Annotated in this window: 26 protein-coding genes; 9 read left to right on the forward strand and 17 right to left on the reverse strand. The window is 54.7% G+C overall.

Translation table 11 applies throughout. The features are described 5' to 3' along the window. Positions 1-45: 45 nt before the first annotated feature. The 11 genes from Q0932_RS19830 to napF all read right to left on the reverse strand — a co-directional run bounded on the left by Q0932_RS19830 (position 46) and on the right by napF (position 9,457). Positions 46-1,053 (reverse strand): ABC transporter transmembrane domain-containing protein, encoded by a 1,008-nt coding sequence (locus Q0932_RS19830; RefSeq protein WP_299356889.1) that lies wholly within the window; start codon positions 1,051-1,053, stop codon positions 46-48. A gap of 72 nt (positions 1,054-1,125) precedes the next feature. Beyond that, entirely contained in the window at positions 1,126-2,238 is a 1,113-nt protein-coding gene (locus Q0932_RS19835; RefSeq protein WP_299356891.1) for a class I SAM-dependent RNA methyltransferase, read from the reverse strand. Between the two features lie 32 nt (positions 2,239-2,270). Continuing rightward, entirely contained in the window at positions 2,271-2,789 is a 519-nt protein-coding gene (locus Q0932_RS19840; protein WP_299356893.1) for a DUF2478 domain-containing protein, read from the reverse strand. 119 nt (positions 2,790-2,908) lie between these two features. Further along, positions 2,909-3,166: a hypothetical protein gene (locus Q0932_RS19845; protein ID WP_299356895.1), complete on the reverse strand. Its 258-nt coding sequence runs from the start codon at positions 3,164-3,166 to the stop codon at positions 2,909-2,911. A gap of 4 nt (positions 3,167-3,170) precedes the next feature. Continuing rightward, complete coding sequence (locus Q0932_RS19850) at positions 3,171-3,878, reverse strand: NapC/NirT family cytochrome c (RefSeq protein ID WP_299356897.1); 708 nt, start codon at positions 3,876-3,878, stop codon at positions 3,171-3,173. A gap of 32 nt (positions 3,879-3,910) precedes the next feature. Continuing rightward, positions 3,911-4,345: a nitrate reductase cytochrome c-type subunit gene (locus Q0932_RS19855; RefSeq protein WP_299356899.1), complete on the reverse strand. Its 435-nt coding sequence runs from the start codon at positions 4,343-4,345 to the stop codon at positions 3,911-3,913. 22 nt (positions 4,346-4,367) lie between these two features. Beyond that, positions 4,368-5,291 carry a quinol dehydrogenase ferredoxin subunit NapH gene (gene napH, locus Q0932_RS19860; RefSeq protein ID WP_299356901.1) on the reverse strand — a complete coding sequence of 308 codons (924 nt, stop codon included), beginning with the start codon at positions 5,289-5,291 and terminating at the stop codon, positions 4,368-4,370. Then, entirely contained in the window at positions 5,291-6,151 is an 861-nt protein-coding gene (napG, locus tag Q0932_RS19865) for a ferredoxin-type protein NapG (RefSeq protein WP_299356903.1), read from the reverse strand. The genes napH and napG overlap by 1 nt, the downstream gene beginning before the upstream one ends. Positions 6,152-6,177: 26 nt before the next feature. After that, the gene (gene napA / locus Q0932_RS19870) at positions 6,178-8,679 is read right to left on the reverse strand and encodes a nitrate reductase catalytic subunit NapA (protein ID WP_299356905.1); all 2,502 of its coding nucleotides are present in this window, start codon (positions 8,677-8,679) and stop codon (positions 6,178-6,180) included. A gap of 14 nt (positions 8,680-8,693) precedes the next feature. After that, positions 8,694-8,963, reverse strand: coding sequence for a chaperone NapD (locus tag Q0932_RS19875; protein WP_299356907.1), 270 nt, complete (start codon positions 8,961-8,963; stop codon positions 8,694-8,696). Then, the gene (gene napF, locus Q0932_RS19880; protein WP_299356909.1) at positions 8,957-9,457 is read right to left on the reverse strand and encodes a ferredoxin-type protein NapF; all 501 of its coding nucleotides are present in this window, start codon (positions 9,455-9,457) and stop codon (positions 8,957-8,959) included. The genes Q0932_RS19875 and napF overlap by 7 nt, the downstream gene beginning before the upstream one ends. Before the next feature lie 519 nt (positions 9,458-9,976). Here napF and Q0932_RS19885 point away from each other — a divergent pair. Next, entirely contained in the window at positions 9,977-10,663 is a 687-nt protein-coding gene (locus tag Q0932_RS19885; protein WP_299356911.1) for a Crp/Fnr family transcriptional regulator, read from the forward strand. Between the two features lie 30 nt (positions 10,664-10,693). Here Q0932_RS19885 and Q0932_RS19890 read toward each other — a convergent pair whose 3' ends face one another. Beyond that, complete coding sequence (locus Q0932_RS19890) at positions 10,694-13,153, reverse strand: FAD-dependent oxidoreductase (RefSeq protein ID WP_299356912.1); 2,460 nt, start codon at positions 13,151-13,153, stop codon at positions 10,694-10,696. Between the two features lie 104 nt (positions 13,154-13,257). On the opposite strand from Q0932_RS19890, the gene betI reads away from it, so the two are divergent. Next, the gene (gene betI / locus Q0932_RS19895; protein ID WP_299356913.1) at positions 13,258-13,896 is read left to right on the forward strand and encodes a transcriptional regulator BetI; all 639 of its coding nucleotides are present in this window, start codon (positions 13,258-13,260) and stop codon (positions 13,894-13,896) included. Positions 13,897-13,981: 85 nt separating this feature from the next. Next, positions 13,982-14,596, forward strand: a complete 615-nt coding sequence (locus Q0932_RS19900; protein ID WP_299356915.1) for an FkbM family methyltransferase — start codon at positions 13,982-13,984, stop codon at positions 14,594-14,596. A gap of 46 nt (positions 14,597-14,642) precedes the next feature. Here Q0932_RS19900 and Q0932_RS19905 read toward each other — a convergent pair whose 3' ends face one another. The 4 genes from Q0932_RS19905 to Q0932_RS19920 all read right to left on the reverse strand — a co-directional run bounded on the left by Q0932_RS19905 (position 14,643) and on the right by Q0932_RS19920 (position 18,335). Then, a complete protein-coding gene (locus Q0932_RS19905) occupies positions 14,643-15,491 on the reverse strand; it encodes a glycosyltransferase family 2 protein (RefSeq protein ID WP_299356917.1) in 849 nt (282 codons plus the stop codon). A 51-nt stretch (positions 15,492-15,542) separates the two neighbouring features. Next, complete coding sequence (locus tag Q0932_RS19910) at positions 15,543-16,601, reverse strand: glycosyltransferase family 4 protein (RefSeq protein ID WP_299356919.1); 1,059 nt, start codon at positions 16,599-16,601, stop codon at positions 15,543-15,545. A gap of 91 nt (positions 16,602-16,692) precedes the next feature. Continuing rightward, the gene (locus Q0932_RS19915; protein WP_299356921.1) at positions 16,693-17,610 is read right to left on the reverse strand and encodes a glycosyl transferase family 90; all 918 of its coding nucleotides are present in this window, start codon (positions 17,608-17,610) and stop codon (positions 16,693-16,695) included. Then, on the reverse strand, positions 17,607-18,335 hold the full coding sequence (locus Q0932_RS19920; protein ID WP_299356923.1) for a 3-deoxy-D-manno-octulosonic acid kinase: 729 nt from the start codon (positions 18,333-18,335) through the stop codon (positions 17,607-17,609). Before Q0932_RS19920 ends, Q0932_RS19915 begins: the two co-directional genes overlap by 4 nt. A gap of 195 nt (positions 18,336-18,530) precedes the next feature. On the opposite strand from Q0932_RS19920, the gene Q0932_RS19925 reads away from it, so the two are divergent. The 6 genes from Q0932_RS19925 (at position 18,531) to Q0932_RS19950 (ending at position 24,254) form a co-directional block, all read left to right on the forward strand. Beyond that, positions 18,531-19,811: a glycosyltransferase N-terminal domain-containing protein gene (locus Q0932_RS19925; protein ID WP_299356925.1), complete on the forward strand. Its 1,281-nt coding sequence runs from the start codon at positions 18,531-18,533 to the stop codon at positions 19,809-19,811. A gap of 176 nt (positions 19,812-19,987) precedes the next feature. Then, the gene (locus Q0932_RS19930; RefSeq protein ID WP_299356927.1) at positions 19,988-20,314 is read left to right on the forward strand and encodes a hypothetical protein; all 327 of its coding nucleotides are present in this window, start codon (positions 19,988-19,990) and stop codon (positions 20,312-20,314) included. A gap of 129 nt (positions 20,315-20,443) precedes the next feature. Next, entirely contained in the window at positions 20,444-21,667 is a 1,224-nt protein-coding gene (locus Q0932_RS19935; protein WP_299356929.1) for a PqqD family protein, read from the forward strand. Between the two features lie 14 nt (positions 21,668-21,681). Beyond that, positions 21,682-22,230 (forward strand): PepSY domain-containing protein, encoded by a 549-nt coding sequence (locus Q0932_RS19940; protein WP_299356931.1) that lies wholly within the window; start codon positions 21,682-21,684, stop codon positions 22,228-22,230. Continuing rightward, positions 22,231-22,896 (forward strand): response regulator transcription factor, encoded by a 666-nt coding sequence (locus tag Q0932_RS19945; protein WP_299356933.1) that lies wholly within the window; start codon positions 22,231-22,233, stop codon positions 22,894-22,896. Continuing rightward, positions 22,893-24,254, forward strand: coding sequence for a HAMP domain-containing sensor histidine kinase (locus tag Q0932_RS19950; RefSeq protein WP_299356935.1), 1,362 nt, complete (start codon positions 22,893-22,895; stop codon positions 24,252-24,254). The genes Q0932_RS19945 and Q0932_RS19950 overlap by 4 nt, the downstream gene beginning before the upstream one ends. 64 nt (positions 24,255-24,318) lie before the next feature. On the opposite strand, the gene Q0932_RS19955 is transcribed toward Q0932_RS19950, so the two are convergent. Then, positions 24,319-24,750, reverse strand: coding sequence for a MarR family transcriptional regulator (locus Q0932_RS19955; protein ID WP_299356937.1), 432 nt, complete (start codon positions 24,748-24,750; stop codon positions 24,319-24,321). Positions 24,751-25,037: the final 287 nt, after the last annotated feature.

Raw genomic sequence — 25,037 nt, forward strand, 5'->3', positions numbered from 1 at the left:
GAAACCATCATACCAATGGAACCCAGGCCGATCATGCACTAACAATCAACTTGGACCCGTCAGATAGGGCTGCTCAGCGGCGCGCACAATCTGAATACGGAAGTAAGCATTCTCAGCATGGGACATACGAGTCATCGTACCAAAGAGCCCCTCCATTGGTCCGCTCGTCAGGAAGATCACGGTCAGAACCTGGAACATCGTTTCCGTCCCGCCACCGGACAGCAACGGCACCATCACAACGACGAAACACAAAAGCAGAACCGTTGACGCCTGTCCGATCGCCGTACTCATCGAATAAAGTTGCTGCGTACGGTTGGCAGAGTCGCCAAACACACGGATCACACGATGCGTTTCCTGCTCGAGAGCAAAGCGCCGGGATTCACGAAGGCGAACTTCTTTCCACCCTGACAGCATATCCTGCACTCGATCACAGAACTCGGCACGAGCGCGCGACGATACAACCAGCTGACGGCGTGCGGGCAAATCGAACACAAAATAGGCGATACCCCCCAAGCACATTGCTCCGATTGTCGCAAAGCCAGCCGCCGGGGAAATCCAGAACAAGTATGGTATCGAGATCGAGACAATAATTACGGCCTCGACGGCTTCCATTACTGTAATCACAGAGCCGGAAACCTGGTCGATTTCGCCGGTCATTGCGGAATAGACTTGACCGTGCTTGCCAGACAGCAAGAACTCGACGTTCGCACGCAACAGACTGCGCGACATACTAAGCCGCAGCTTTTCCTTGAGCTTGATGATCAACCGATGCGCTCGGATGCGGTTTTGATATCCGATGAACAGCATCGCGGCGGCTGAAACCACCAGCAACACAACGGACCATCCGACACCTTCGTCAGCCGTGCGGGCCGTCTCGTTCACTGAAAACATCAGCAAAGATCGGCTGAAACTGCTCAAAAACGTATAAATAACAATAGGATCGCGAAGCACACCGCTGGCGATCAGAAGATAACGGATTACGGTGATCCTGCGGCTCACCAGCTTTCGGAAACCGGCTTCGTCAGGGCTGGCGATGGTCGTTGCTTGTGTCACAGTTACTCACTCGACTCAGTCGAAACGCACGCTAGCGGCTTTCACATAACTTCGCCAGCCATTGTGAAGTGGTTACAGTGGATCTGTGCGAAACAGTTTCACACGCAACCCACCGTGCGCAACAGGAGGGCCGGTTTCAACAAACGGCAGCGTCGAGGCGCGTGCCAGTCCGGCGTCGCTGGTCACGATGCCGACACGCCACCCGGAAAACCGCGAACGCAGGGTTTTGCCAAGCGCTCCGTAGAGCGAAAACAGTGCCTTTTTGTTGCCAATACGAGCGCCATAAGGTGGGTTTGTGATAACAAGGCCAGGAGGCCCTTGCGGAGGTTCAAGATCACTGAGAGCTTGCTCAGAAAATTGCGTCCATGCGGCAACATCCGCGCGTTCTGCATTCTTGGTAGCCCCACGAACTGCACCGGCATCACGGTCGAATCCATAGTACCTTGCTTCAGGCACATGGATAGGTTCAGAACGGCGCATTTCAGCGAGGGTATCAGCATCGAAACTGGCGAGATGTTCAAAGGAAAAATCCCGGTCTCGCCCGGGCTGCAAACCTGCGGCGATCTCGGCGGCTTCTAACAAAAAGGTGCCAGATCCACACATCGGATCAACAACGGGCTCCGTCCCATCAAACCCGCATTGCCGTAGAAACAGCGCTGCGAGGCTTTCTCGCATCGGAGCTTTGCCGGTGTAGATCTTATGCCCGCGCTTGTGCAGGGACTCTCCGGAGGTGTCGATACTGAGTGTGCAAAGGTTGTCTTCGATCCGCACCTTCAACTTGACCTCCCCATCTGGTGCAACCGTGGCCCCCAGTTCCTCGGAGATTGCCCGTTCAATACGCTCAGCCGCCGCGCCTTGGTGGTAAATCTTGGATTTCTTCGACGTCACTTCGACGCGAACTGAAACGTCCGGGCGCAGGAACTCTGCCCAAGGAAAGGCTCTTGCACGGTGGTCCAGCTGCCGCAAGCTCGTGGCACGAAAGGCGCCAATGCGCGCCAAAACGCGCGTCGCTCCGCGCAGTTCGAGATTGGCACGCCAAACGTCTGTCCAAGTGCCGCGAAAAGACACGCCACCGACAAGGTTCGAGGATCTTTCGAACCCTTTTTCACGCATTTCCCGACCTAAAGCAGGCTCCAGTCCGGGCGCGGTTACAACAAAGATTTCAAACGTATTCTTGCGCTTCATGAAGACTGCATAGCGCCTATGGCGGAAAGGGGCTAGGCCACATTCACATTGGAGAGATTGCTCTGAACCCACTCTAAAAGCGCATCATGCTCGGCCGGGATTGCCTGCGCCAAGCCGCCACAAAACGAAACCAACGCATCAACATTCAGTTTGTTCGCGCCAACCAACACGGGCACGTTCAGTTCCAGTGCTCTGCCAATGGTATCCCGAAACCCACGGCCATCTGCCTCGTGCTTTCCGAACTTGTTGACGATCAGCAGATCCGCGCCATGATCCAGCGCCGTTTCGGTCAGAGCGACAGCCTGCTCCAATGCATCCGGGTTCAGCCGACACCCACGTGAATTACGCCCCAAAGATTGTGAAATTCGGATCATCGGGCCGTCTGGCAGCACTTTGACGTCCATGTCACATTTGTGCGCTGCATCTATCTCTGTGTCGATCTGCACGGTACCACAGAGATGCAGACCTTTGTCTGCCAGAGTTTTCGACAGCGCCCCAAGGACCAGATTGGTCTCTCCGCGACCCGGAGCAAGTGTGTAGGCAACTTTCATCGCTCAATCCTATGGAAGAAGTCCGTAGACATACCTTGTCTAAGACATGTCAGAACGATCGTCGAGCCGCCCTCCGTCGGGCGGCTCGCAGGTTTTCAAAATTGGAACAGCCTTGGCAATTAGGCGGCCACGCCCTTTCTCCGGATGGCGCAACCGACCATCCCGGCGAGCACGCCCACCAGAACCGCGATAGCCATCTCAAGCGCATCTATGTTTGCCATCTGGAATTTTGCAAAGATCATAGTATCGCCGATGCCGACAAGTGCCCCAAGAACAGCAGCAACCACAATATTGCGGGTCATCATCCCCAAGCCCAAACCCAAGATACCGGGAAGGCTTAGAACGTTACCTGCAATCGTGCCTAGTAGGTTAAGCATTGTATCAGCCTCCGGACTTGTCGTTAGAATTCAGGCCGAGGAAATCGCGGATGCCTTTGACGTCAAGTTGTGCGTCCTCTTGTGCATCGATCTCCATACCCAGTTCGTCCACCACGCGGTTGTACTCTTGCAAATAGCCTTCGGGCAGTTGGTGCGCGATACCCTGGTGGCAATCGATACAAGTCATGCTTGTGTCGATGGCACGTTGGTGTTCCTTGGCTGCGCGACCTTCCTGAATGGTAAAGTCCATGTAGTCGAAGTTGTGACAGTTACGACATTCGCGGCTGTCGGACTGTTTCATCTTCTTCCATGTTTGGGCAGCCATGGCCAAGCGATGCTCTTCATACTTTTCAGGCGTCGCGATCGTGCCCATCAGTTCGTGATAGACGTCTTTGACGGCCATGACCTTGGCTTTGACCTTGTGGTTCCATTCCTTGGGCACGTGGCAATCCGAACAGATCGCGCGCACACCCGAGTGGTTGTTGTAGTGAATGGTTTCACGATATTCGCCGAGGTTCGTTTCCATCGTATGACAACCGGTACAAAATTCTTCGGTATTCGTCATTTCCATGGACCAGTTGAAGCCACCCCAGAACAGGATACCCGCCAAGAAACCAGCGATCAGTAGAAAGCCCGAGCTGATCGCAACAGCCGGAGTCCAGAACCAGTTCCAGATACGGCGGATGAAGCCCGGTGAGTTGGATTTTGTCATTGTCTTATTCCTCACACAGAGATCCAGTTGGATCAGTTGCTGCCGCTTGATGCCTCAAAGGTGTTGTCCACCAAGGCAGGCGCATCGGCCTGAGGCACGTGGCACTGGTTGCAGAACCAGCGAGTCCCCGCGACACGGTCCAATTGGTTGCCGTCGCGATCCAAGTAGTGGGTCATCGACAAGGTCGGCGCATTGCGTTCACCTGCGGTCGACCAGTCATGGCACCGCAGGCATTGGTTCGCCTTGAGATCGATCTGATACTGGTCAATCGAGTGCGGAACCAAAGGTGGTTGCTGACGGTAGTTGCGACCAAAGCGCTGTTTGTCCTGTTGAAAAACGTCTTCGACAACATTTTGCTCGTCGACAGGTGTGCCGCGCAAGGATTGAACCTCTTGCGCCGTTACAAAGCTCGCTACGGCCAACAGGGCCGACACAACGATGGCACTGATAAGGGCTTGCTTCTTCATGGGTTTATACTCCGTTGCTTGCTCAGGCGGCTTTGCTGGCCCCGGATGCAGGTTGAGTTCTGGTTCGTTGGACACGTCCGGGAGCGGACGTATCGTCAAAACGGTGAGTGAATTTGAAGACGTCCATAGCGCAGACGTCTATGCATCGACCGCAATTGGTGCAGTCGGGTGAAAGAATGAGAGGCGTGTCATTGTCTTTGCCGCGCAAGGCAGGCGAGATGACATGCATTTCGGGACAGACTGCAAAACAGTCCATACAGTCGTCACATTCCGAACGTTTGACCGCCGAAACGCGCAAAATCGATTTGGTTCCCAGAAGGCCATAGAACGTGCCAACCGGGCAGAGATGCCCACACCATCCGCGGCGCGAGACAAAGATGTCGAACAGGAAAACAGCCAGTACAAAGGCCCAGGCAAATCCCATGCCAAAGATCAGCCCACGATGCAGCATCGAGATCGGGTTCACGACCTCCCATGCGATTGTGCCGGTTAAGGCAGACACAGCCAGAACCATCGCCAGAACCCAGTAACGGGTGCCATGTTTTGGCTGCCAGCCTTTTTGCATGCCCAGCTTTTCGTGGATCCAATGCGCGCCATCCGTGACTGGGTTGATCGGGCAGACCCACGAGCAGTACACCCGGCCACCGATTAAGGCGTAAACGACACCCACGATCACAGCGCCGATCAGGGCGGTGGTTTCCGGCCAATGCAGCGCAAAGAAACCCTGAACAGTGATAAAAGGATCGGTAAGCGGCAAGATATCAAAGGTCATAGACCCGGACAGATTGCCTTTGACCCACCAGATGCCGAACCATGGTCCAAGCATGAACAGTCCGAGAAAAAACAGCTGCGTGGCGCGGCGCAACAACAGGAAGCGATGCGCGTAGAGCCAACCAAATTCGTCAATGGCCTCTTGCCCAACGGGAAGTCTGGTTTTGTCACTCATCAGTTCGACCCTCCCATCTCGGGCAACGAGAAAGATGGGGTAAATCCACCGTCCATGCTGGGATCGGGCATCGCGTCGGGCGCATAGCCTCCGGGTGTCACGAGGTTGTCGGTACCGGGTCCGGGCAAACGATCCGGCAGGTCGATCAGCTCATCGACCAGCGGGTTTTTATCTTCCCAGCCTAACTTGTAGTGATCTGCGGCAGGTGCCTTGGCAATGCGATACGGCAGCACCTTGATGGCGGCCTCGTTCGGCAGCACGCAGGATTTTTCACATTTGCCACAACCTGTGCATTTGTCGGCATGCACGACGGGCATAAAGATTGCATGAGCGCCCGAGCGCTCATTATGTCGGCGCTCAAGGGTAATGGCTTCGTCAATGACGGGGCAAACGCGATAGCAAACATCGCAGCGCAGGCCCAGCGCGTTCAGGCAGGTCTCTTGGTCAATCAAGACCGCCACACCCATGTCGGCGTCGTCGATGTTGGTCAACCCATGATCCAGAGCCCCAGTTGGACAGGCCACAACACAAGGGATGTCTTCACACATCTCACACGGGACGTCTCGGGCTGTAAAATAGGGGGTGCCAGTGGCAGGGCCGTCATAACCCAGTTCCGCCAGTTTCAACGTGTCATAGGGGCAATCCCGCACGCAGAGCCCGCATCGGATGCAGGCCGCAAGGAAATCATCCTCGTCCAAGGCGCCGGGTGGGCGAATTGCCTGCGCCGGCAAAGCGCGGGCATCATTCACCAGATAGACAAGTCCCATGCCCGCCACCGCACAGCCTGCCACACCGCGCGCCGAGTCCTTTAGGAAACGGCGCCGGTCCATTGGCGAAGATTTGCGTTGTTGGGCGGGCATGGTTTTCTCTTTTCCTTTACAACAAGTTAGGCGCGTTGAATCTTACATGCGCATTTCTTGAAGTCGGTCTCTTTCGAGATCGGACAGGTCGCATCCAAGGTCAGTTTGTTGGTCAGCTGGCCTTCGTCGAACCACGGCATGAACACAACGCCTTTGGGCATCTTGTTCCGGCCACGGGTTTCGACGCGGGACAGAACCGAGCCACGACGGGTCGAGACTTCGATTTCTTGCCCACGGCGCAAACCGCGATCCTTGGCGTCGTCCGGGTGCATGTAGACCACAGCCGTGGGATACGAACGGTGCAGTTCCGGCACGCGGCGGGTCATTGACCCTGAGTGCCAGTGCTCAAGCACACGACCGGTTACGAACCACAGGTCATACTCGTCATCCGGGCTTTCTGCGGCATGCTCATAAGGCGCGAAGATGATGTTCGCCTTGCCATCGGGCTTGCCATAGAACTGAACACCTTTGCCCTTTTCGACATAGGGGTCATAGCCCTCGCGGAAGCGGTACAGAGTCTCTTTACCGTCGACCACGGGCCAACGCAGACCACGTGCCTTGTGATAGACGTCAAACTCGGCCAGATCGTGGGCCTTGCCGCGACCAAAGTCGGCATACTCTTCAAACAGACCTTTTTGAACGTAGAAGCCAAAGTCTTTGGATTCAGCGTTGTTAAAGCCGTCAGCCGTTTCCGACAGAGGGTATTTGTTGACCTTGCCGTTTTCATAGAGAACTTCGAACAGGGTCTTGCCGCGATACTCGGGTTTCTGTGCGATCAGCTCTTCGGGCCAGACATCTTCGACCGTGAAGCGTTTTGCAAACTCCATGACTTGCCAAACATCAGATTTGGCCTGACCTGGTGCATCCACCTGCTGACGCCAGAATTGGGTACGGCGTTCCGCGTTACCATAAGCGCCTTCCTTCTCGACCCACATTGCGGTGGGCAGGATCAGGTCAGCGGCCAAGGCTGTGACGGTGGGATATGGATCCGAAACGGTGACGAAGTTTTCGGGATTGCGATAAGCCGGATACCCTTCTTCGTTGATGTTCGGAGCCGCCTGAAGGTTGTTCGTACACTGGACCCAGTGACAGTTCAGGTCACCGTCTTTCATTTTGCGGTGTTGCAGGACCGCATGGAAGCCGGGTTTTCCGGGAATAGTGCCTTTTGGCAGGCCCCATTTCGCCTCAGCGAAATCGCGGTGCTCCTCCTTCATGACCACCATGTCGGCAGGCAGCCGGTGTGCAAAAGTACCAACCTCACGCGCAGTACCACAAGCCGAAGGCTGACCAGTCAGCGAGAAGGGCGAGTTGCCCGGTTCGGCAATTTTGCCGACCAGAAGGTGCACGTTGTACATCAGTGAGTTCACCCAGGACCCACGGGTGTGCTGGTTGAAACCCATGGTCCAGAGCGACATCACCTTACGGTTTGGATCAGCATATTGCTTGGCCAAACGCAGCAGCGATGCTTCGGGAACACCAGACAGTTTCGACACTTTTTCAAGCGTGTATTCTGAAACCGCTGCGGCATACTCTTCAAAGCTGATTTTGGTCAGCTTGCCGTGCTTGCCTTCGTGAGATGGATTTTCAGCCGCTTCTTCCAGCGCGTGGTTGGGGCGCAGGCCATAACCAATGTCGGTCGCGGTTTTGGTGATGTTGACGTGGTTGTTCACGAACTCTTCGTTCACCGCACCAGTTTCAATGATGTAGTTTGCGATGTAGTTCAGGATCGCCAGATCGGTTTGCGGTGTGAAGATCATGCCGTTGTCGGCCAGCTCGAACGAACGATGCTCAAACGTAGACAAAACGTGCACTTCAGCGCCGGGCTTGGTCAGGCGGGTGTCTGTCAGACGCGACCACAGGATCGGGTGCATCTCGGCCATGTTTGACCCCCAAAGCACAAACGTGTCTGCGTGCTCAAGGTCGTCATAGCAGCCCATCGGCTCATCGATACCAAAGGTCCGGATGAACGAAGCCACGGCAGACGCCATGCAGTGACGCGCGTTGGGGTCGATGTTGTTTGACCGCAGACCCGCTTTCATGAACTTGGCAGCGGCATACCCTTCCCAGACGGTCCACTGGCCTGAGCCAAACATGGATACGGCTGTTGGGCCTTTCTTCTTGATGGTCTCTTTCCACTTGTCGGCCATCACATCAAAGGCTTCGTCCCAGGATACGGGCTCAAATTCACCTTCTTTGTCATAGACGCCGTTGGTTTTCCGCAAAAGCGGGGTGGTCAGACGGTCCTTGCCGTACATGATCTTGGACAGGAAGTAGCCCTTGATACAGTTCAGGCCGCGGTTCACGGGCGCTTCGGGGTCGCCTTGGGTGGCAACTACCTTACCGTCCTTAACGCCGACCAAAACAGAACAACCGGTGCCGCAGAAGCGACAAGCGGCTTTGTCCCAGCGGATATTGGGTCCGTCGAGCTGCGCCGCGGCAGCATTGGGCAGAGTGATCCCGGCGGCCGACGCTGTAGCAGCGGCGGCAGTTGCCTTGAGGAACGTGCGGCGGGAAGTTGGCAAAGTCATGGGCTATCTCCCGTTCAATGTGTGGGTTGGTCGAGGGCGGGGCTTTGGGCGTCCAGCTCTTCGAAATGGTGATAAGTTAACGTGACGGTCAGAACGCCGGGGATCTGGTGCATATCCATGATCTGTTCCGAGGCGCGCTGGGTTTTGGTGTCTTCGACGGTCACGACGATGCGCCCGTCTTCATGGGCGTGAACCTCGCCACCTTCGATCTCATTGATCGCGGCAATCACGTTGTCGGTCATTTCCGGCATCGCGTGGACAAGGCATCCGCAGATATTCAGCATCGGCTGGCCTCCGTTGGGGTTGATTGAATGAGGGAAATCGCATTGACCGGACAAGGCGCGACACAAAAGCCGCAACCGGTGCAAAGCGAGGCATCAAGATCCATCCGTACCTGGCCACCAAGGGCAGGACGAAAACGGATGGCGCGGGAATCGCAATGATCCTGGCAGGTGCGGCACTCAACGCCCTTGTTCGACAAGCAGGTCTCGGCAACAGCCACCGTCCATGGCCAAGGCGAGTCTGGGATCAACGCGCCCGTGTCACAGGCGTCGATGCAATCATTGCAGAACGTGCATCCATTGTCAGACAGATCAACATGAGGATATCCGCCGTCGCCTTTGACAAGGATCGCTTCAGGACACGCACGAACACAGTCATCACAGCCAGTGCATGCCTCAAGAAACGCGCTTTCAGCCAGCGCCCCAATCGGGCGCATGACGGCAGGGGCCTCAAATCGGCCGCGCAAAAATGCGCGTCTGGATGGTGCAGCAGTCATGTTCGCGTCTCCTCAGTCCCAACTTGGTTGGTCCTGTTCGACATCCTGACTAACAAGCGATGCGCTGCGACGATTTGATCCACGTCATGTTGTTTTGTAAACAATTTGGATTTTGGCGTTTTGTGAATATCTGATTTTACGAATGTTTTTAGAATTTCGCCTGTTTTCATGGCGTTTTGTGAACATCGCAGCGATTCCTCGCTGCTGGCGCCGCTCGGGCATTTTTTTTGCCCATAATCGAAAAAACTACCCCGCTGAACGGAATTGAGCTTGCTGCGCCATCGGCAAAATATGGATAAAGATCGCCCGATAACTGAAGTGAAGGGTTGGAAACTGACATCTTGGGATGTCATTTCGGTGTCGTCCTATTCAGTCGACGCCAAACGTGCGGGCGTCTAAGAGCGCAGTACATAGGTGCGCCCTAACCACGCGGTTGCGGTCGCAGATGTTGTACGCGATCGACATTATCAGCTATCTAGCAATCGCAGTTTGCGCTTACTCAATATTCTCAGGTTTTCCGTGATGAAATTGGACCCTTCGCTCTTACAAAATTTGCCGCCTTTTGAACGGCTTAACGCTGCAGACCGTCAAGAAGTACTTGATTTGGCCCGTATCCGGCGTGTGTTGCCCGGCAAGTCCGTGTTTGAAGAAGGCATGGATGCGACTCACTTTCATCTCTTGTTAGACGGCCACATCCGGGTCGAGCGCCTGAACCCTGAGGGTGAAAAGGTGATCTCGTTGCACATTCCTCCCGGGCAATTGTTTGGCATCGCGCGCGCCTTGGGACGGGACATTTATCCCGCAACAGCTTTGGCCGTCACTGAATGTCTGATCCTGGTCTGGCCGACAGCCTTGTGGGAAACGTTTGTCGAGCGTTACGACGGGTTCTCGACGGAAGCTTACAAAGTCGTAGGAAATCGGGTTTCCGAAATGAACAACCGGATCATGGAGCTGGCAACGCAACATGTTGAGCAACGTGTCGCCCGCGCGATCCTAAGGTTGATGCAACAGCATGGCCGCGACTCCGAGATCGGCACTCAAATAGCTTTTCCGGTGACGCGAAAAGTTATTTCTGAAATGACGGGGAGCACGCTGCACACCGTCAGCAGGTTGTTGTCTCGTTGGGAGCGGCAACGCATCGTGCAAAGCCAACATCGTCATATCTTTGTGCTCGACGAAGGCCGGCTTGAGAAATTGACGCACTGAAACTGCCGCCGGCGGTTCAAAACTGATCCTTCAGCATTTGATCTTGTCCATCGCCGGATCATAGAGCGGTTTCAGCGACGCCGTGGCCGCAACCTTCTCGCCTGCGATTTCGATCTCCCAAGTCCCGTTGTTGACAATGTCGGCTTTCAGCGGTTCGTGATACTCGGCAAATCCAATCCCAACTGCACCACCCAGAGAATGGCCGTAACCGCCAATCTGCAAATGGCCGACTTCTTCGCCGTTGAGATAGATGCACTCGTTACCATAGAGCAGCGGCTCGGGATCTTTTAACAAGAATTGCAGCATGCGGGTTTTAGGAATGCCCTGCTCTTTGATGGCGGCCAGAGCGTCGCGACCAATAAATCCACCCGGCTTATCCAGTTTCACCGCAAATCCCAAACCCGCCTCGATCGGGTTGTCTGTATTGTCGACGTCCAGGCCAAAGTCACGATAGGCCTTTTCCAGTCGCAGGCTGTTCAGGGTTTGCATCCCCGCGTCGCGCAGGCCGAACTCTTTTCCTGCTTCTTTGAGCAGATCATAGACTTGAACGGAAGCATAAGACGGAACTTGAAGCTCCCACCCCAATTCACCAACAAAGGTTACCCGAAAGGCTTTGACGACCCAATACCCCACGTCGATGTCCTGACAGGTCATGAAGGGAAAGGCATCGTTGGACATGTCTGCTGTGGACACCTTTTCCATTAGCATCCGCGCTTTGGGGCCATGAATGTTGATCTGCGTAATGCCAGGCGTCAGATCAGTGATGACCACCACCTCGCCGTCCTGAACGTGACGTTGCATACGCATCAGGGTGTGCCCGTGGCTGTTTTCGCCAACGACAACCATGAACTTGTCATCCGCCAATCGCGTCACGGTCAGATCAGCTTCAAAACCGCCCTGTTCGTTGACCCAGGCCGTATAGACCAAGCGGCCCTGCTCCACATCCACGTCATTGCAAGACAGTCGGCTCATCAAAGCCAGCGCATCCGGGCCTTCGACATTGAACTTGGACATGGTGGACATATCCATGATGATGACGTCTTCGCGGGCGGCACGATGTTCTTCGGCGTGCCAGTCCCACCAGTTCTGACGGAACCAGCTGTACTTATCTATCTTGGCCCGTTCCGGAGTCGGTGCGAACCAATCCGGCATTTCCCATCCGTGGCCTTCGGCAAACCACGCCCCTGACGCCGCTAGGCGATCGTGCAGAACCGACCGTTTTAAATCGCGCGCAGTCTCAAAACCGTCATTGTGATAGTGCTGACCAAACATCTTGCCCAACAACTCGGGGCCACGATCGCGGCGAAAGGCCTTGGTGGCCTCGTGACGTGTAAAGCGGTTGACGTTGATCCCCGTGACATCAATCGGCGGATGGCCGTCAAAGATCCACTGCGCCAGAACTCTGCCGGTTCCAGGACCGTTCAAAATGCCAAGACTGTTCATCCCACAGGCCACAAAACAGTTGCGCAATTCTGGCGTCTCTCCGACCAATGGCGCAAGGTCGGGCGTGAAGCTTTCAGGCCCGCAGAACAATTTGCGCACGCCAACATTCAACGCATTCGGTACGCGCGAATACGCCTTTTCCAGATGCGGGCCAACGCGGTCCCAGTCGGGCTCGATCTCACCAAAAGAGAAGTTCTCGGGAATAGCGTCCAGTTTCCACGACGCCGCGCCCGGTTCAAAAAGACCCAGCATCAACCCGCCGACCTCTTCGCGGTAATACGTATATGTCGAGGGATCTTCGAGCACTGGCAAGTCGCGGCTGAGACCGTCAATGTCTTCGGTAATAAGATAATAGTGCTCGGCGGCCTGAAGCGGCAGGTTGATCCCGGCTTTCGCACCCAGCTGGCGAGACCACATCCCCCCGCAGATCACAACATTTTCGGCGGTGATCGTTTGGCCGTCCGCTGTTTCGACACCTGTTGCAGTGCCGTTCTTGGCCATGATCTCGGCTACGGTGACACCCTCGAAAATCTGCGCGCCGCCCATGCGCGCGCCCTTGGCCAGGGACATGGTCAAATCGACCGGGTTCGCGCGACCATCCTTGGGGATGTAGAACCCTGCCAGAACATCATCGAGGTCGCCAATTGGAAACAGCTCTTTGGTTTCCTGCGGCGAAATTTCAAAAATGTCGATGTCGTGGCGACGCATAAAGGGCGCCAGCCGGCGCATTTCATGTACACGCTCTTGGTTACTGGCGATCTGCAGGTATCCGACGTCACGAAACCCCGTCGGCATCCCGGTTTCCGCCTCAAGGTTGGCACAGACGTCTCGTCCATGCGTGTAGATCTCGCATTCTGCTTCTGACGTCAAAAGCCCTGCCACGATCAACCCGGCTGCGTGCCACGTTGTGCCGCTGGTCAATTGGTCTCTTTCCAGCACAATAACGTCCGTCATGCCCAACTTGGTCAGGTGATAGGCCGTGTTACAGCCAATAGAGCCACCGCCGATAATGACCGTCTGCGCGTGTGTTGGAAGATTTTTGGACATTCCATCTCTCCGGAAAAGGATTCGATATTTGGTCAAATGAATGCCGCGGTTGCGCGGATAAATCAAGCCATTGATTGAACGCCCGTTCAGTGGCATACAAAACTATGACCAAAGAACGCTCAAAGACATCTCGCACGGCCCCGCCTGACGAACGCCGAAAACAGCTCATCGATGCGACAATAGACTGCATCTCAAAGCATGGCATCACGGGCACTACAATCCGGATGGTCAGCCAGACGGCGCATCTCTCACAAGGATTGGTGAACTTTCACTTCAAGAGCAAAGATGTGTTGTTACAACACACTCTGCGTAGCCTGGCCGAAGAGCATCGCAATCTTTGGGCTCGTAAGATCGCAAGCTCCGAGCAATCTGCTCGTGAAAAGATTGAAGCCATTGTCGAGGCACAGTTTCACCCACGCGTGTGCAATCGCAAAAAGCTGACGGTGTGGTTTGCATTCTATGGCGAAGCCAGCGCTCGCAAGGTGTATCGTGGGATAACAGCCGACATCGATGCAGAACGCATGAAGACCTGTCGCGAGTTGTGTAAAACCCTCAACACCGAGGGTCATTATCAGAGGTCACCCGCAGACACTGCGGCAAGCCTCGAAGCGTTGTTTGACGGGCTGTGGCTGAACATTCTGATGTACCCGAAAGACTTCACGCGAGACACCTCCCGCACCCAGGTGCACGATTATCTGGCACTGTGCTTCCCTAAACATTTTGCCCCCGAAAGAACGGCCTGAGTGCACGGCCAGTTTGCGATCAGATGACAAAAACTGCAGTTTTGCTTTACCGCCCGCGCTGTGCGAGAGAACCTTAGCGCAAAATGTGTTTTTCGAAGATATCCGGGTTATCACGCACAAATGCCGGATAGCTTTCGTCGATGCACATGCAGGTGACCTTTGCATCGACCTTGGTGCCAATGTTGGCGAAATCACATGTCGTTTGGCAGCAACTGGTGCCGATGTGATCAGCTTTGAACCGGACCCTGGGGCATTCGCAGCGCTAGAGGTCGCAACATCCGATCTGACCAATGTCACACTTATCCCCAAAGCCGCTGGGCACCAGAAAGACAACTTGCTGTTGCACCGTGCGTCCAATTGGTCAGCGGATGACCCCTCAGGGAACACGCAGGGTTCATCGATCGTTCATCACTCTAATGGAACGGACGATGCGAATGCCATAACGGTTGAAGTCGTCGATATCATCGCATTCCTCGAAGAGCTGGATCGCGATGTTCGGATTCTGAAGATGGACATCGAGGGTGCGGAATGGGAGATTTTGAGCCGCTTGATTGATCACCCTGTTCTATCGCGCATCGACTGCATCTTTGTGGAAACGCACGAACGTCAAGATCCGGCCAAATACCTGCCAGTGTTTGAGAGCCTGCAAGACCGTGCCGAACAGATAAAACGGCCTTACATCAATCTCTATTGGATTTGAGATAGACCCACGACTGGTCTAGAGTCCGTAGCGCTCACCGCTATAGTTACGTGGAGTGCTTTCCACCGTCTTTGAAGGTGCTTAGTGCGCCTTTGAAATACCCAATGTTTTTGGCGCGTCTTCGTTTTGACAGCAACGTATCGGGTCCAATCACCCTCAGGAAGGCTGCCCCCAAGGTACTGAGTTTGGGTCTGGGGTGGCCATATTTTCCCTGCACATACGCGCGCGAGCGCGCGGAATAATAAGCCTTGAATGCTGCGACTTCTGGCAAGCGCGGTGATCCGTGGCCACTGAGATGAACAACCCGAGCAGCATGACAATACATCAATGGTCCGTGTTCCCGCAGCCGCAAGGAAATATCATCGTCTTCGTGGTACAGGAAGATATTCGTGTCAAAGCCGCCAATCTCAGCAAACAGCGCCCGGCGACAAAAAATTGCGGATCCAACCAGCACAGGCAACTCGGCATCGCCGGTTGGTATCGGACCTTTCAGTCGTTCCTTTGGCCTAATCTTTGAGCCTCTGCGCAAGCTCTGCTGCCCGTTTCCGTCCAAAATCATTGGATTGAAAGCACTGGCATTCGGATGGGTTTTTACACCTTCGAAAAAGGCATCAAGCGCGCCGGGTTGAAGCTCGGCGTCGGGATTGAGAAACAGCAAAAACTCAGTTTCCGCTTTGGCAGCACCCTGATTGCAGGCTGATCCGAACCCTCTATTTTCTTCGTTTCGAAGCAACAAGGCCCCGTGCTCGTCAGCGAGAGACTTTAGGGCACCAGGGTCAGACGAGGCGTTATCGACCATTATGACCGGGGTCCCGATGGGAATGCTTTTCAGCATGTCCGGGATCACCGCCAGACTGTTGTAGCAAACAGTGACGATGGTAACTCTGCTAGACAAACCACATTCCCTTCAAAAGCTCACAATCGGTATCCGCTAGAAGTAGCGGCGCTATCCCTTAGAAAAAAGGCCTTGGTAAACCGCGTTGATTGCGTTGACCTCTTGTTCGATCTGATGCTGTTCGAGGACTTTCTTTCGAGAGGCTTCGGCCATGGATTGGCGCAAGGCATCGTCCCCCATCAATTTGCCCGTGCCCTCGACCAGTTGCGCGACATCCTCAATAGGGACAAGAAATCCGGTTTCTTCCGGCACAACCAGATCTTCAAAGGCGCCAACCCGCGTCGCAACAACGGGCACGCCGCAGGACATAGCCTCAAGCGGGGTTAGGCCAAAGCCCTCCCATCGTTGAGGCGCAACATAGATGTCAGAGGCCTGAAACCACGGCGCAATCGTAAACCCTTTGTCTTCTGGCAAAATACGGAGCCGGTCAGTTAAGCCTGCAGCGTCGATCTTGGACTTTAGATCGTCGACAAAACCTTGCTGCTCGCGGGTAACCCCACCCATGATGATGCCTTGGGCCTGTGGGTGTTGAGGCAACAGCTTGATCATGGTCTCGACAAACAAGTCGGTTCCCTTTTGGCTACGCAAGCGGCCAAAGCAGCCAACGATCAGCGCATCCGGATCAAGACCCAGTTCGATGCGCAGAGCACGCTGGTCTTTCGGAGGCGAAAACTCCTCGGCATCGATCCCGTGCAGGATCACCGTGGCGGGTTTCTCAAGATACGAGTTCGCCTTGCCCGAGGCCGCGATCACCGCGTCCATCTGGCGGATCAGCCAGCGCGAATACTTGCCTCGGCTGCGCTGCGCGGCCGAGGTAAACACGAGCTTCAGGCGTTTGCGAAACAGGACTTTGAGGATCAGACCGGCCAGCATTTCGATATTGCGGCGCGAGTGCCAGATGCGCGGACCAGAAGGGCCGGAGCGGGACATAAACAACAGTTTTGACGGTGGAAACTGCGGGATATCGGCAGGCAAGACAGGACCGGTTGTGGCGATCGAGATCTTCTGCGCCTGGAGAGGCACAAGACGAAACACCGTAGAAGAGACGCCGGAGTACCGCCGTTTCAGGTTTGGTGCAATGACGTCTACATCAGAAGGGTCAACTTGCATGTCTTGATCCTTATTGCCTTAAATTGCGCGCCCACATCCTCTTACTGAAGGATCATTCTGCACACCATAGGAAGATGGAATGGGTCCTCGGTTAGAGTTGTCCAGAGAGTCGAAAATATTTTTCAAGTACGCGCGCCGCAATGATACGTTCCTTCAGCGGATCTGTAAAAAGATCGATCCAAGCGTGTGCGTTTTGAATGATATCCTCGGCCTCTTCTGTATGGGTCGTGTAGTAATCGACTTTTTCCTCAAGATCGCTCAGGTCATCCTTGAGAAGAACAAAGTGTTTGGCAGGCTCTAGAAGGCCCTCCATGAACCAAGTCTCGTAACGGGGCAATGGCGCCATAACGAGCATGTTTGAGGCCAGCGCCCATTTCAGGTTCGTAGCCACGTCGTTACCCTCAATGGAGACAAAGAATTTGTATTCCTTTTGCTCCGCATGTGTGAGTGGCGGCTTGGGTGGTATCTCATCAACAAATTGGCGCGATTGCCCGATGTTGAAAGACGGATGGTCATGAAACATTCGAACAAGATTTCTGCGCTGCTCAGTCTGCGGTATTCCACGCCAGACCGCAGAAGTTTTTTTGTCACGAAAGGGAATGGGGTCGGCGCTCCACTTAAAGTGACGCAGCTTATCCAACTTGAGAATTATCGAGTTTTCATTCCCGGCTTGGATGGGACGAGACTTCACGACTGTCGGCACATCCGGGACCTCACAAATGTCGCCGAATAGATAATTCAATCGTCTATTTGGGCCGAACCCGCGGCTGCTTTCGTCTAAATCCAGATAGTAACGGCTCATCTGTCGGCTGACATCGCGAATACACGGCGCTGTGGAGACATCGAACTCTTTAGACAGACCGTTATAGTAATCAACACGCCAATCAATGTCTTCATGGCCAGAATACCTGGCAGATTTGCGCAGCAAGGAATCCAACTGTCGCCTTGCAACAGAATGGGGAATGAGCTGACGCAAGAGCCCTTTAATATAGAAAGCTGCCGCACTCATGCCGTTTCACCTTGATCAGAATATCCAGCCATTAGGATAGCCCAATCAGCCTCATTCCAGTGCAAGTTCGGAACCTGCCCAGCCGTCTTTCTGAGCGAGCGCAGCAACCTATCAAGATTGCCTTGCATCCAGTTTCCCGGTGTACGAGTTTCGCATTTGTCAAAGTCGATAATCCAGACGTTTTCATCTGCGTCGATCATAATGTTGCGGCAATTCAGATCTGAATGGAATACACTGTGATTGTGCATCTGCTTGATGGCCGCGCCAATTGCACCCCAAGTTGGCGCCTGCAATGGAATGTTGCACAGAATCTCTTGAAGCGTCTTAGCATTGGGAATGCGCTCGGTAATGATCGCAGCGCGATAGAGCAGCCCTGACGGCGCATATCGGGCGGCCAAAGGGCGTGGAACCATAAGGCCCGCTGCCCTCATCTCGCAAAGAAGATCAAACTCTCGAAAGGCTCGGCTTTTTACCGCGCCAAATCTAAAAAATTGATCGCGGATTACGCGGCCAACCAACCCGCCACGCTGGAAGTGGCGCAGAACCATGTCGCTGTCTGCATAGCGCAGGAAATGCGCCTGCCCCCGGCCTTCGGCACTGCCAAGCCAAAGCTGATTGTCTTTGAGCCAGTCGGCGTCGAATAGACGCGGCTCCATGGTTGGCAAGGTGTCGGCGTCGAAGCGGATAACTGTCCCATGCTCGCGAATGTCCAAGGGCGTCCCCATTTCAGATGTACCGACTTTCAGGAGTTGACGAGGTAATAGGGGCCTTAGATAATCGCTGGCGTTTCTGAGCACAAGTTCAGCGCACGGAATATCAACTGGCATCCAAGTGGCAAAGATGTATCAATGCTGATGCGATCGACCGTTCAAACTGACCAACTGCGGCACATTCTAATTGGTGATCTCAGATAGGAAATGATGCCTAAGCGAACTCCTTTGATACTGCGCACGTGGCTTCTGGGAACCTGGCTATTCTCCTGGGTCATTGTCGCCCTTTCCAAGTATCTTCATCGCCGGATGGGTGCCGATCCAGAGCGATTTCCAGAGCGCCTGGGCCACTGCGGCTCGCCTCAGGCAAACGACGTCATCTGGTTTCACGCCGCTAGCCTTGGCGAGGTCATGCAGATCGGCCCTTTGGCCGAATACTTAGCTCGCACAAGACAGGCCGATATTCTTGTCACGACAACAACTGCAGCCGGAGCCGATTGGGTCGCGCGGGCAATGCCCTATGCCAGTCACCGATACGTACCTATCGACACACCCGCTGCGGTTAAACGGTTTCTGGAAAACTGGCCGATTTCAGCCGCTCTTTTTGTTGAGGGCGATCTGTGGCCGCGCTTGGTCAGAGAAGTCCACAACCGCGGTATTCCGCAAATACTTCTGAACGCGCGCGACTCTCGAACACGCGCACGTGTTCCGGCTGTCTTTGCATCCCTGCTGGCGCCCTTCAGCCTGATCACAGGCCGGTCGCAAAACATCGTCGACGATATCCGCAAGCTGGGTCTTGACGAAACCCGCGTGCACGAATTGCCCGATTTGCGTTTGACCCTCCCGCAATTGATTGCGGATCCGTCTGTAACCGAGCGGTTGTCTCAAGCAATTGGAACCAGAAAGCTATGGCTGGCGGCCTCGACCCATCCTGCCGACGAACAGACGGTTCTGGACGCGCATTTGGAGGTCCTGAAAGCCAACCCAGAGGCATTGCTCATCGTGGCACCACGGCATCCCCGGCGCGGAGACCCATTGAACAAAATGGCCCGTGGTAAAGGGTTTGCCGTCGCACAGCGCAGTCTGGCTGAAAGCGTTTCAGCATCCACGCAGGTATATATCGTCGACACTCTTGGGGAACTCGGGGGCTTTTTCTCTTTGTGCCCTATCGTCTTTATGGGTGGCTCCATTGGGTCGGAAGGTGGGCACAATCCGTATGAACCCGCGAGTTTCAATACGGCGCTCGTTTACGGACCCAACGTAAAGAACTTCCGCGATGCTTATGCGGCACTGACAGAAACGGGTGCCGCGATACAATTTCAGGAAACCGCCCAGCTTGGGGCAGTGCTCATAGATCTCATGCACTCCAATCAGGCTGAAACGATGGCGCAGGCTGGGTTGAGCTTTATGGAAGACAGTCAGGATTGCCTTTCACGGTACGTGGATCTGATTGAGCCTGTCTTGGAACAGTCGCGCGCCACAAAATCCTGATCACCGCCCAACACAATGGTTCGGCGACCTTTATGCGCTGAAGGACCTCGCAAACCACTGAATGCAATTGCTCTAGCTGACAATCTGCTGACCACACCCGTCAGTCGTTTGTGGGAGGCGTTGCCGTAAGAGGGTGCCATGCCTCACGCATAAGAATGAAAGAAAGGTACAATGACATGACTAAAGATAACTCGTCGGTCAGTAACGAGCGGCGCAAATTTTTGACTCGAATTGGATTGGGGGCCGCGGCCATCTATGCCGCCCCTGCACTAACAACATTGAGCGTTGCACATGCCTCGGGTGGCTCGGGAGGATCCGGCGGTGAAGGCGGCTCTGGAGGGGGAGACGGTTCCGGCGGATCAGCTGGGTCGGCAGGATCAGCCGGGTCTGGACCTTCAGCTGGATCAGTGGCGTCTGGTGCGTCTGACGGATCTAGTGGTGCTTCTTCACCCAGTGACGCCGAAGAGGAAGTTATCTCGGATACCGAACAAGAAAACCGGTAGAGACTATTCTCTAACTCATTTCGCGCATCACTTCGATTTCCGCCCTTCTTACGCCAAGTCGCAATTGAAGGGCGGACTTTTGTGTTAAAATGAAAGCCAAGAGGTGACTCCTATGGACAGGAAGGCTCGATGGTAGAGACGTTGCAGTACAAATTCGCTGGCACCGATGGTCTTGTTGATTTGTCGGGGTGTGATGTTGTTGCCGATTTTTTGCCGAGTGTCTTTCAGAATTGGCCGTACGAGCGCGTTCAGACCCAATCCAATGCGTCCGAAACACTATTCAAGATTGAGAAATCCCCCAGCCACTTTACCCTGTCCTCGCCGATCTTTGATACCAAGCAACACTTGGAAGATCCTCTGAACATAACCTGCTCACTGGTCGCGCAGCTGGCATGGGCTCGGCTTAGGCATGACCCGGAAATGCTATGTTTTCACGGCGCAGCGATCGAGGTGAACGGGGCGCTCGTTTTACTTCCAAACAAACGCCGTGCTGGGAAAAGCACACTGACCGCCTGCCTTGCCGACCTTGGGTACAAGGTCTTTACCGATGACTACCTTCCAATTGAGATTGACGAAAACGGCGTGATTTACGGCCATGCCAATGGCGCCGCGCCACGTTTGCGCCTGCCATTACCTGAAGAATTCAGCCCGGAACTCACTGGCAGGCTGAACGCTGTCTCCGGGCTGTCAAACAGGCAGTACCTTTACCTCAACCCTCCGGGCAGCTTGCTTGCGGATCACGGCGAGCGGCTCCCGGTCTCAACAATTGTCATGCTGGAACGGGAACCGGGCGGGGGCATGGCCTTAACCCAAGCCAAGCCTGCAGAAGTCCTACGGCGCGTGATCCTGCAAAACTTTTCACGACATATGAACCCAGCCCGTATTCTGGGGATCATCGATCATCTTGTGCAAAGCACACGTGGGTTAGATCTCCGATACGAAAGCGCCGAAGCCGCCGCTGCCTTTCTGTCAAAGGAACTGAACGAAGCCCACTGCTTCGATGCAAGCAGCGCGTACGGTACAAAGCCCGATCTTGCGCAACAGGAGCTTTGTGAAGAAGAGCACGCGCTTGCTTTCAATCCCGATCAAAAATACGTGCAGTTGAAGGACGTCGTTGAAAAAGATTACCAGACTGATTGCTTTGTTGCCTCCAAACGGGGTGCCCGTATTCACCACATGGACCAGATGGCGCGCGCCATCTGGAACCTATTGCGAGAACCGGCAAAACTTGATGATATCGTAGAGGTGTTTCAGTCAGCCTTCCCGGAAATGTCCGAAGACGATTTGCACCGGGATATCAGTCAAACGCTTGAGATGTTTGCCAAAGAAGGGCTTCTCGATCACGCCAATTAATCCGGAGACGTCAGGTGAAAAAAACCGACAGCCCAGATATGAACCGACGCGCGGCGCTTTTGCGCCTTGGACTGGGCGTCGTGGCTGCCTATGCGACACCGGCGATGACCACTCTCAGTCAAGCTCATGCATCCTCTGGCTCTGGCGGAGGCAGTGGGGGCGGTGGCGGTAGTGGTGGAGGTGACGGCGGTGCCAGCGGCGGTGGAAGTGGAGGAGATGCGTCAGGCGGCGGCAGTGCCGGTGCCTCTGCTTACGCTTCGTCTGGCTCAGCAGGGACAAGCGGAGCCAGCGCCGCATCAGGGGCTAGTGACGGAGATACTGCAACCATTTCCTCGCGAGATCACAAACGCGCGCAAAGAGCTGTCCGCGAGGGACGCGCCCTCCCCCTAAGTGATGTGCTTGAGGCTGTGCACGGTTCTTTGGGCGGCAAATTGGTTTCCGTTCGGTATCGAGAGACCCAAAACACGAACAGGTATATTTTCAGAGTAGTGACGAATGAAGGACGGTTGGTAGAAGTCAGTGTCAACGCACGCACGGCCGAACTTCTTGGAGAGAGCGGTTGAATGCGAATCCTGATTGTTGAAGACGAAGACAAGGTTGCCCAATCCATCGGTCGCGCACTGGAGGCGAACGGATTTGTTCCGGAATACGCCCAAGATGGAGAGGACGCCTGGTTCAAGGGAAGCACTGAACCCTATACAGCTGCCGTGCTGGATATTGGGCTCCCCCTTCTTGATGGCTTGAGCGTTTTGCGCAAATGGCGTCGAGAAGGCGTGACAATTCCCGTGATCTTGCTCACGGCCAAAGGCAGCTGGCCTGAACGTGTCGACGGCATTGATGCCGGGGCGGATGACTACATGGTCAAACCGTTTCAGATGGAAGAATTGATCGCTCGGCTGTGGGGACTGATCCGCCGCAGTTCCGGAAATCTTTCTCCGATCATCGAACGAGGAGAACTGTCAATCGACACGCGGCAGATGCGCGTATCTGAAAGCGGTGTCCCCGTTAACCTGACGCCTTTGGAATTCCGGCTGCTCAGTTTCCTGCTGCACAATGAAGACAAGGTCATCAGCCAAGAGGAACTTGCCAGCAATATTTACTTTCAGGATCAAGAGCCAGGCAGCAATGCGATTGAAGTCATGGTTGGGCGCCTCAGAAAGAAGTTCAAAACTAGAGTCGTCGAAACGCGCCGCGGTTTTGGATATTGTATGGGGCCAGGGACTTTATGAGGATTGGATCGCTTAGCCTGCGTCTCTTGTTGGCCGCGGGAATCTCGACAGTTGCCGCTCTGATCATTACCGCAGTTGCGATTTCCTATTTGTTTGAAGTCTATTTTCAAAAACGTCTGCTGGATGAGCTGCGCGCCGATCTAACTCAGCTCACGGCTGTTTTGGCCGTTCAGGAAGACGGTACTCTAGACGTCAATGAGCTTGGAGATCTGAGATACGGCCAACCCTTTGGTGGACGTTACTGGCAAATCCAGTATGGCAACACGCCGCCCTTACTGTCTCGTTCACTTTGGGATCAGGCGCTGGATGTTTCTCTTCCTGAGACCCTTGGCGCAACGCAGGCGACAACTGTAACAGCCCCGTTCGGAACCGAGCTTTTGGTGCTCAGCTGGCGCATAACAATTGATGGTATAGATGCCCCAGACGGAATCGCCATAAGCGTCGCCACTGATCTGTCCGAACTTAATGCAGCGTCAGCGCAATTCAGGTCGAACATCATTTTCTGGCTCATGCTGCTTGGCACCGCTCTGATCCTGGCAGCCTGGTTGCAGGTCAGAATCGGCCTCAAACCTCTTGAGCAAATACGGACTGACCTTGAAAACGTGTCACAACGGGACTCCGGCCAATTGCCCAGTGGCTATCCAACCGAAGTCAGACCCCTGGTTGAGACCATCAATGCGCAACTGTCACGGCAAACAACCAATCTGGAGAATGCCCGTCGCCGCTCGAGCGATCTGGCCCACGGGTTGAAGACCCCGCTCACCGTATTGGCGGCGCATGCAGATGAAATTGGCGCCGAAGGCAATCACGAGCGCGCCCATCAGATTTCGAGTCAGATCGCGTCGATGCGATTTTTCGTCGAGCGAGAGTTGGCCCGCAGTCGGGTATCACAATCTGACCGGTTATCCAGCAACTTGAAGAAGTCCACAGTTGAAATGGTTGAGGCGATCAGGAAGCTTCCTGGCGCAGACTCCATTGAATGGATCGTTGACGTTCCCGCGGGCATAAACGTCCCCTCTGACGAACATGACTTGTCCGAATTGCTGGGTAACCTTCTGGACAACGCCCGCAAATACGCGACGTCCAAAGTCACGATTAGCGCGCATGAAACGCATGAGCGAGTGGTATTGCAAATTGTAGATGATGGCCCCGGCCTCAGCGAAGAAGAGCTTGGTCAAGTGACGCAACCCGGTCGACAAGGGGCTGATAGCGTCGGTGGCTACGGTCTCGGTCTTGCGATTGTGATGGACATTCTTGACCTTCAACATGGCAAACTCGAACTCGCAAACACCTCCGGTGCCGGCCTTAATTCGACAGTCAGCTGGGATCGCTCCATCAACCCCGCCAGCCGTCATTAATGGCCTGAAATTAAACTGTTATGCTGGTTGCAACCGACTGCATGACCGCGAGGTACGTGGCGCCTTAGCCCTTTTGCAGCGTTTTGATTGTACGCTGCATGAAGTCGATGAACTGGACGCGCTCGTCAGGGGACAAGGCGGCCAATGCAGCGTCATTGACCGTGGTAGCGGCGGCATAGGCATCGTCACGCACCAAACGCGCCTTATCTGTCAGGCAGATGACTTTCGCGCGCCCATCTGTTGGATGATCCATGCGAACGATCAATCCATCCCGCTGCATTCGATTCAGTGTGTTGGCCATTGTTGCTTGCTCAACATCAAGCTTTTCGACCAGCTCTCTTTGGGTTTGCCCGTCTTGTTGCCATAGAGCCAAAAGCGCCGGAAACTGTCCCGGAACAATACCCAAGGGCTCAATTTTCTTGCGCAGCTCTTCAAAGAACAACCGGGCCATGTGGTTGACCAGATATCCGGCAGAGGTGGTGTGATTGAACGTCATAGTTGATTTTTAGGGTTCCAAAGCAAGGAATACAACCGGGCCCATCTAACCCTCACGGGCTCGCGGGTTTCAAAGTTTCACAGCTGGAAAGTCTAAGTGCTTTGCTGCTTCGTCGCACCATTGATACATCCCTATGTGCTTGCCTTAGCGTCTGATAAAAAAGCAAAAACCGCCGGAGCCGACATGGCTGAGGCGGTTTCGCAAATATTTTTGGTTGCGGGAGTAGGATTTGAACCTACGACCTTCAGGTTATGAGCCTGACGAGCTACCGGGCTGCTCCATCCCGC

It is taken from the genome of uncultured Shimia sp. (assembly GCF_947498095.1).
Lineage (GTDB): Bacteria > Pseudomonadota > Alphaproteobacteria > Rhodobacterales > Rhodobacteraceae > Shimia.

Excerpts from the sequence above, each read along its gene's own strand:
- Q0932_RS19835 (WP_299356891.1), bottom strand. The coding sequence starts at position 2,238 with ATGAAGCGCAAGAATACGTTTGAAATCTTTGTTGTAACCGCGCCCGGA.
- Q0932_RS19840 (WP_299356893.1), bottom strand. The coding sequence starts at position 2,789 with ATGAAAGTTGCCTACACACTTGCTCCGGGTCGCGGAGAGACCAATCTG.
- Q0932_RS19845 (WP_299356895.1), bottom strand. The coding sequence starts at position 3,166 with ATGCTTAACCTACTAGGCACGATTGCAGGTAACGTTCTAAGCCTTCCC.
- Q0932_RS19850 (WP_299356897.1), bottom strand. The coding sequence starts at position 3,878 with ATGACAAAATCCAACTCACCGGGCTTCATCCGCCGTATCTGGAACTGG.
- Q0932_RS19855 (WP_299356899.1), bottom strand. The coding sequence starts at position 4,345 with ATGAAGAAGCAAGCCCTTATCAGTGCCATCGTTGTGTCGGCCCTGTTG.
- napH (WP_299356901.1), bottom strand. The coding sequence starts at position 5,291 with ATGAGTGACAAAACCAGACTTCCCGTTGGGCAAGAGGCCATTGACGAA.
- napG (WP_299356903.1), bottom strand. The coding sequence starts at position 6,151 with ATGCCCGCCCAACAACGCAAATCTTCGCCAATGGACCGGCGCCGTTTC.
- napA (WP_299356905.1), bottom strand. The coding sequence starts at position 8,679 with ATGACTTTGCCAACTTCCCGCCGCACGTTCCTCAAGGCAACTGCCGCC.
- Q0932_RS19875 (WP_299356907.1), bottom strand. The coding sequence starts at position 8,963 with ATGCTGAATATCTGCGGATGCCTTGTCCACGCGATGCCGGAAATGACC.
- napF (WP_299356909.1), bottom strand. The coding sequence starts at position 9,457 with ATGACTGCTGCACCATCCAGACGCGCATTTTTGCGCGGCCGATTTGAG.
- Q0932_RS19890 (WP_299356912.1), bottom strand. The coding sequence starts at position 13,153 with ATGTCCAAAAATCTTCCAACACACGCGCAGACGGTCATTATCGGCGGT.
- betI (WP_299356913.1), top strand. The coding sequence starts at position 13,258 with ATGACCAAAGAACGCTCAAAGACATCTCGCACGGCCCCGCCTGACGAA.
- Q0932_RS19910 (WP_299356919.1), bottom strand. The coding sequence starts at position 16,601 with ATGCAAGTTGACCCTTCTGATGTAGACGTCATTGCACCAAACCTGAAA.
- Q0932_RS19915 (WP_299356921.1), bottom strand. The coding sequence starts at position 17,610 with ATGAGTGCGGCAGCTTTCTATATTAAAGGGCTCTTGCGTCAGCTCATT.
- Q0932_RS19920 (WP_299356923.1), bottom strand. The coding sequence starts at position 18,335 with ATGGGGACGCCCTTGGACATTCGCGAGCATGGGACAGTTATCCGCTTC.
- Q0932_RS19925 (WP_299356925.1), top strand. The coding sequence starts at position 18,531 with ATGCCTAAGCGAACTCCTTTGATACTGCGCACGTGGCTTCTGGGAACC.
- Q0932_RS19930 (WP_299356927.1), top strand. The coding sequence starts at position 19,988 with ATGACTAAAGATAACTCGTCGGTCAGTAACGAGCGGCGCAAATTTTTG.
- Q0932_RS19935 (WP_299356929.1), top strand. The coding sequence starts at position 20,444 with ATGGTAGAGACGTTGCAGTACAAATTCGCTGGCACCGATGGTCTTGTT.
- Q0932_RS19945 (WP_299356933.1), top strand. The coding sequence starts at position 22,231 with ATGCGAATCCTGATTGTTGAAGACGAAGACAAGGTTGCCCAATCCATC.
- Q0932_RS19950 (WP_299356935.1), top strand. The coding sequence starts at position 22,893 with ATGAGGATTGGATCGCTTAGCCTGCGTCTCTTGTTGGCCGCGGGAATC.
- Q0932_RS19955 (WP_299356937.1), bottom strand. The coding sequence starts at position 24,750 with ATGACGTTCAATCACACCACCTCTGCCGGATATCTGGTCAACCACATG.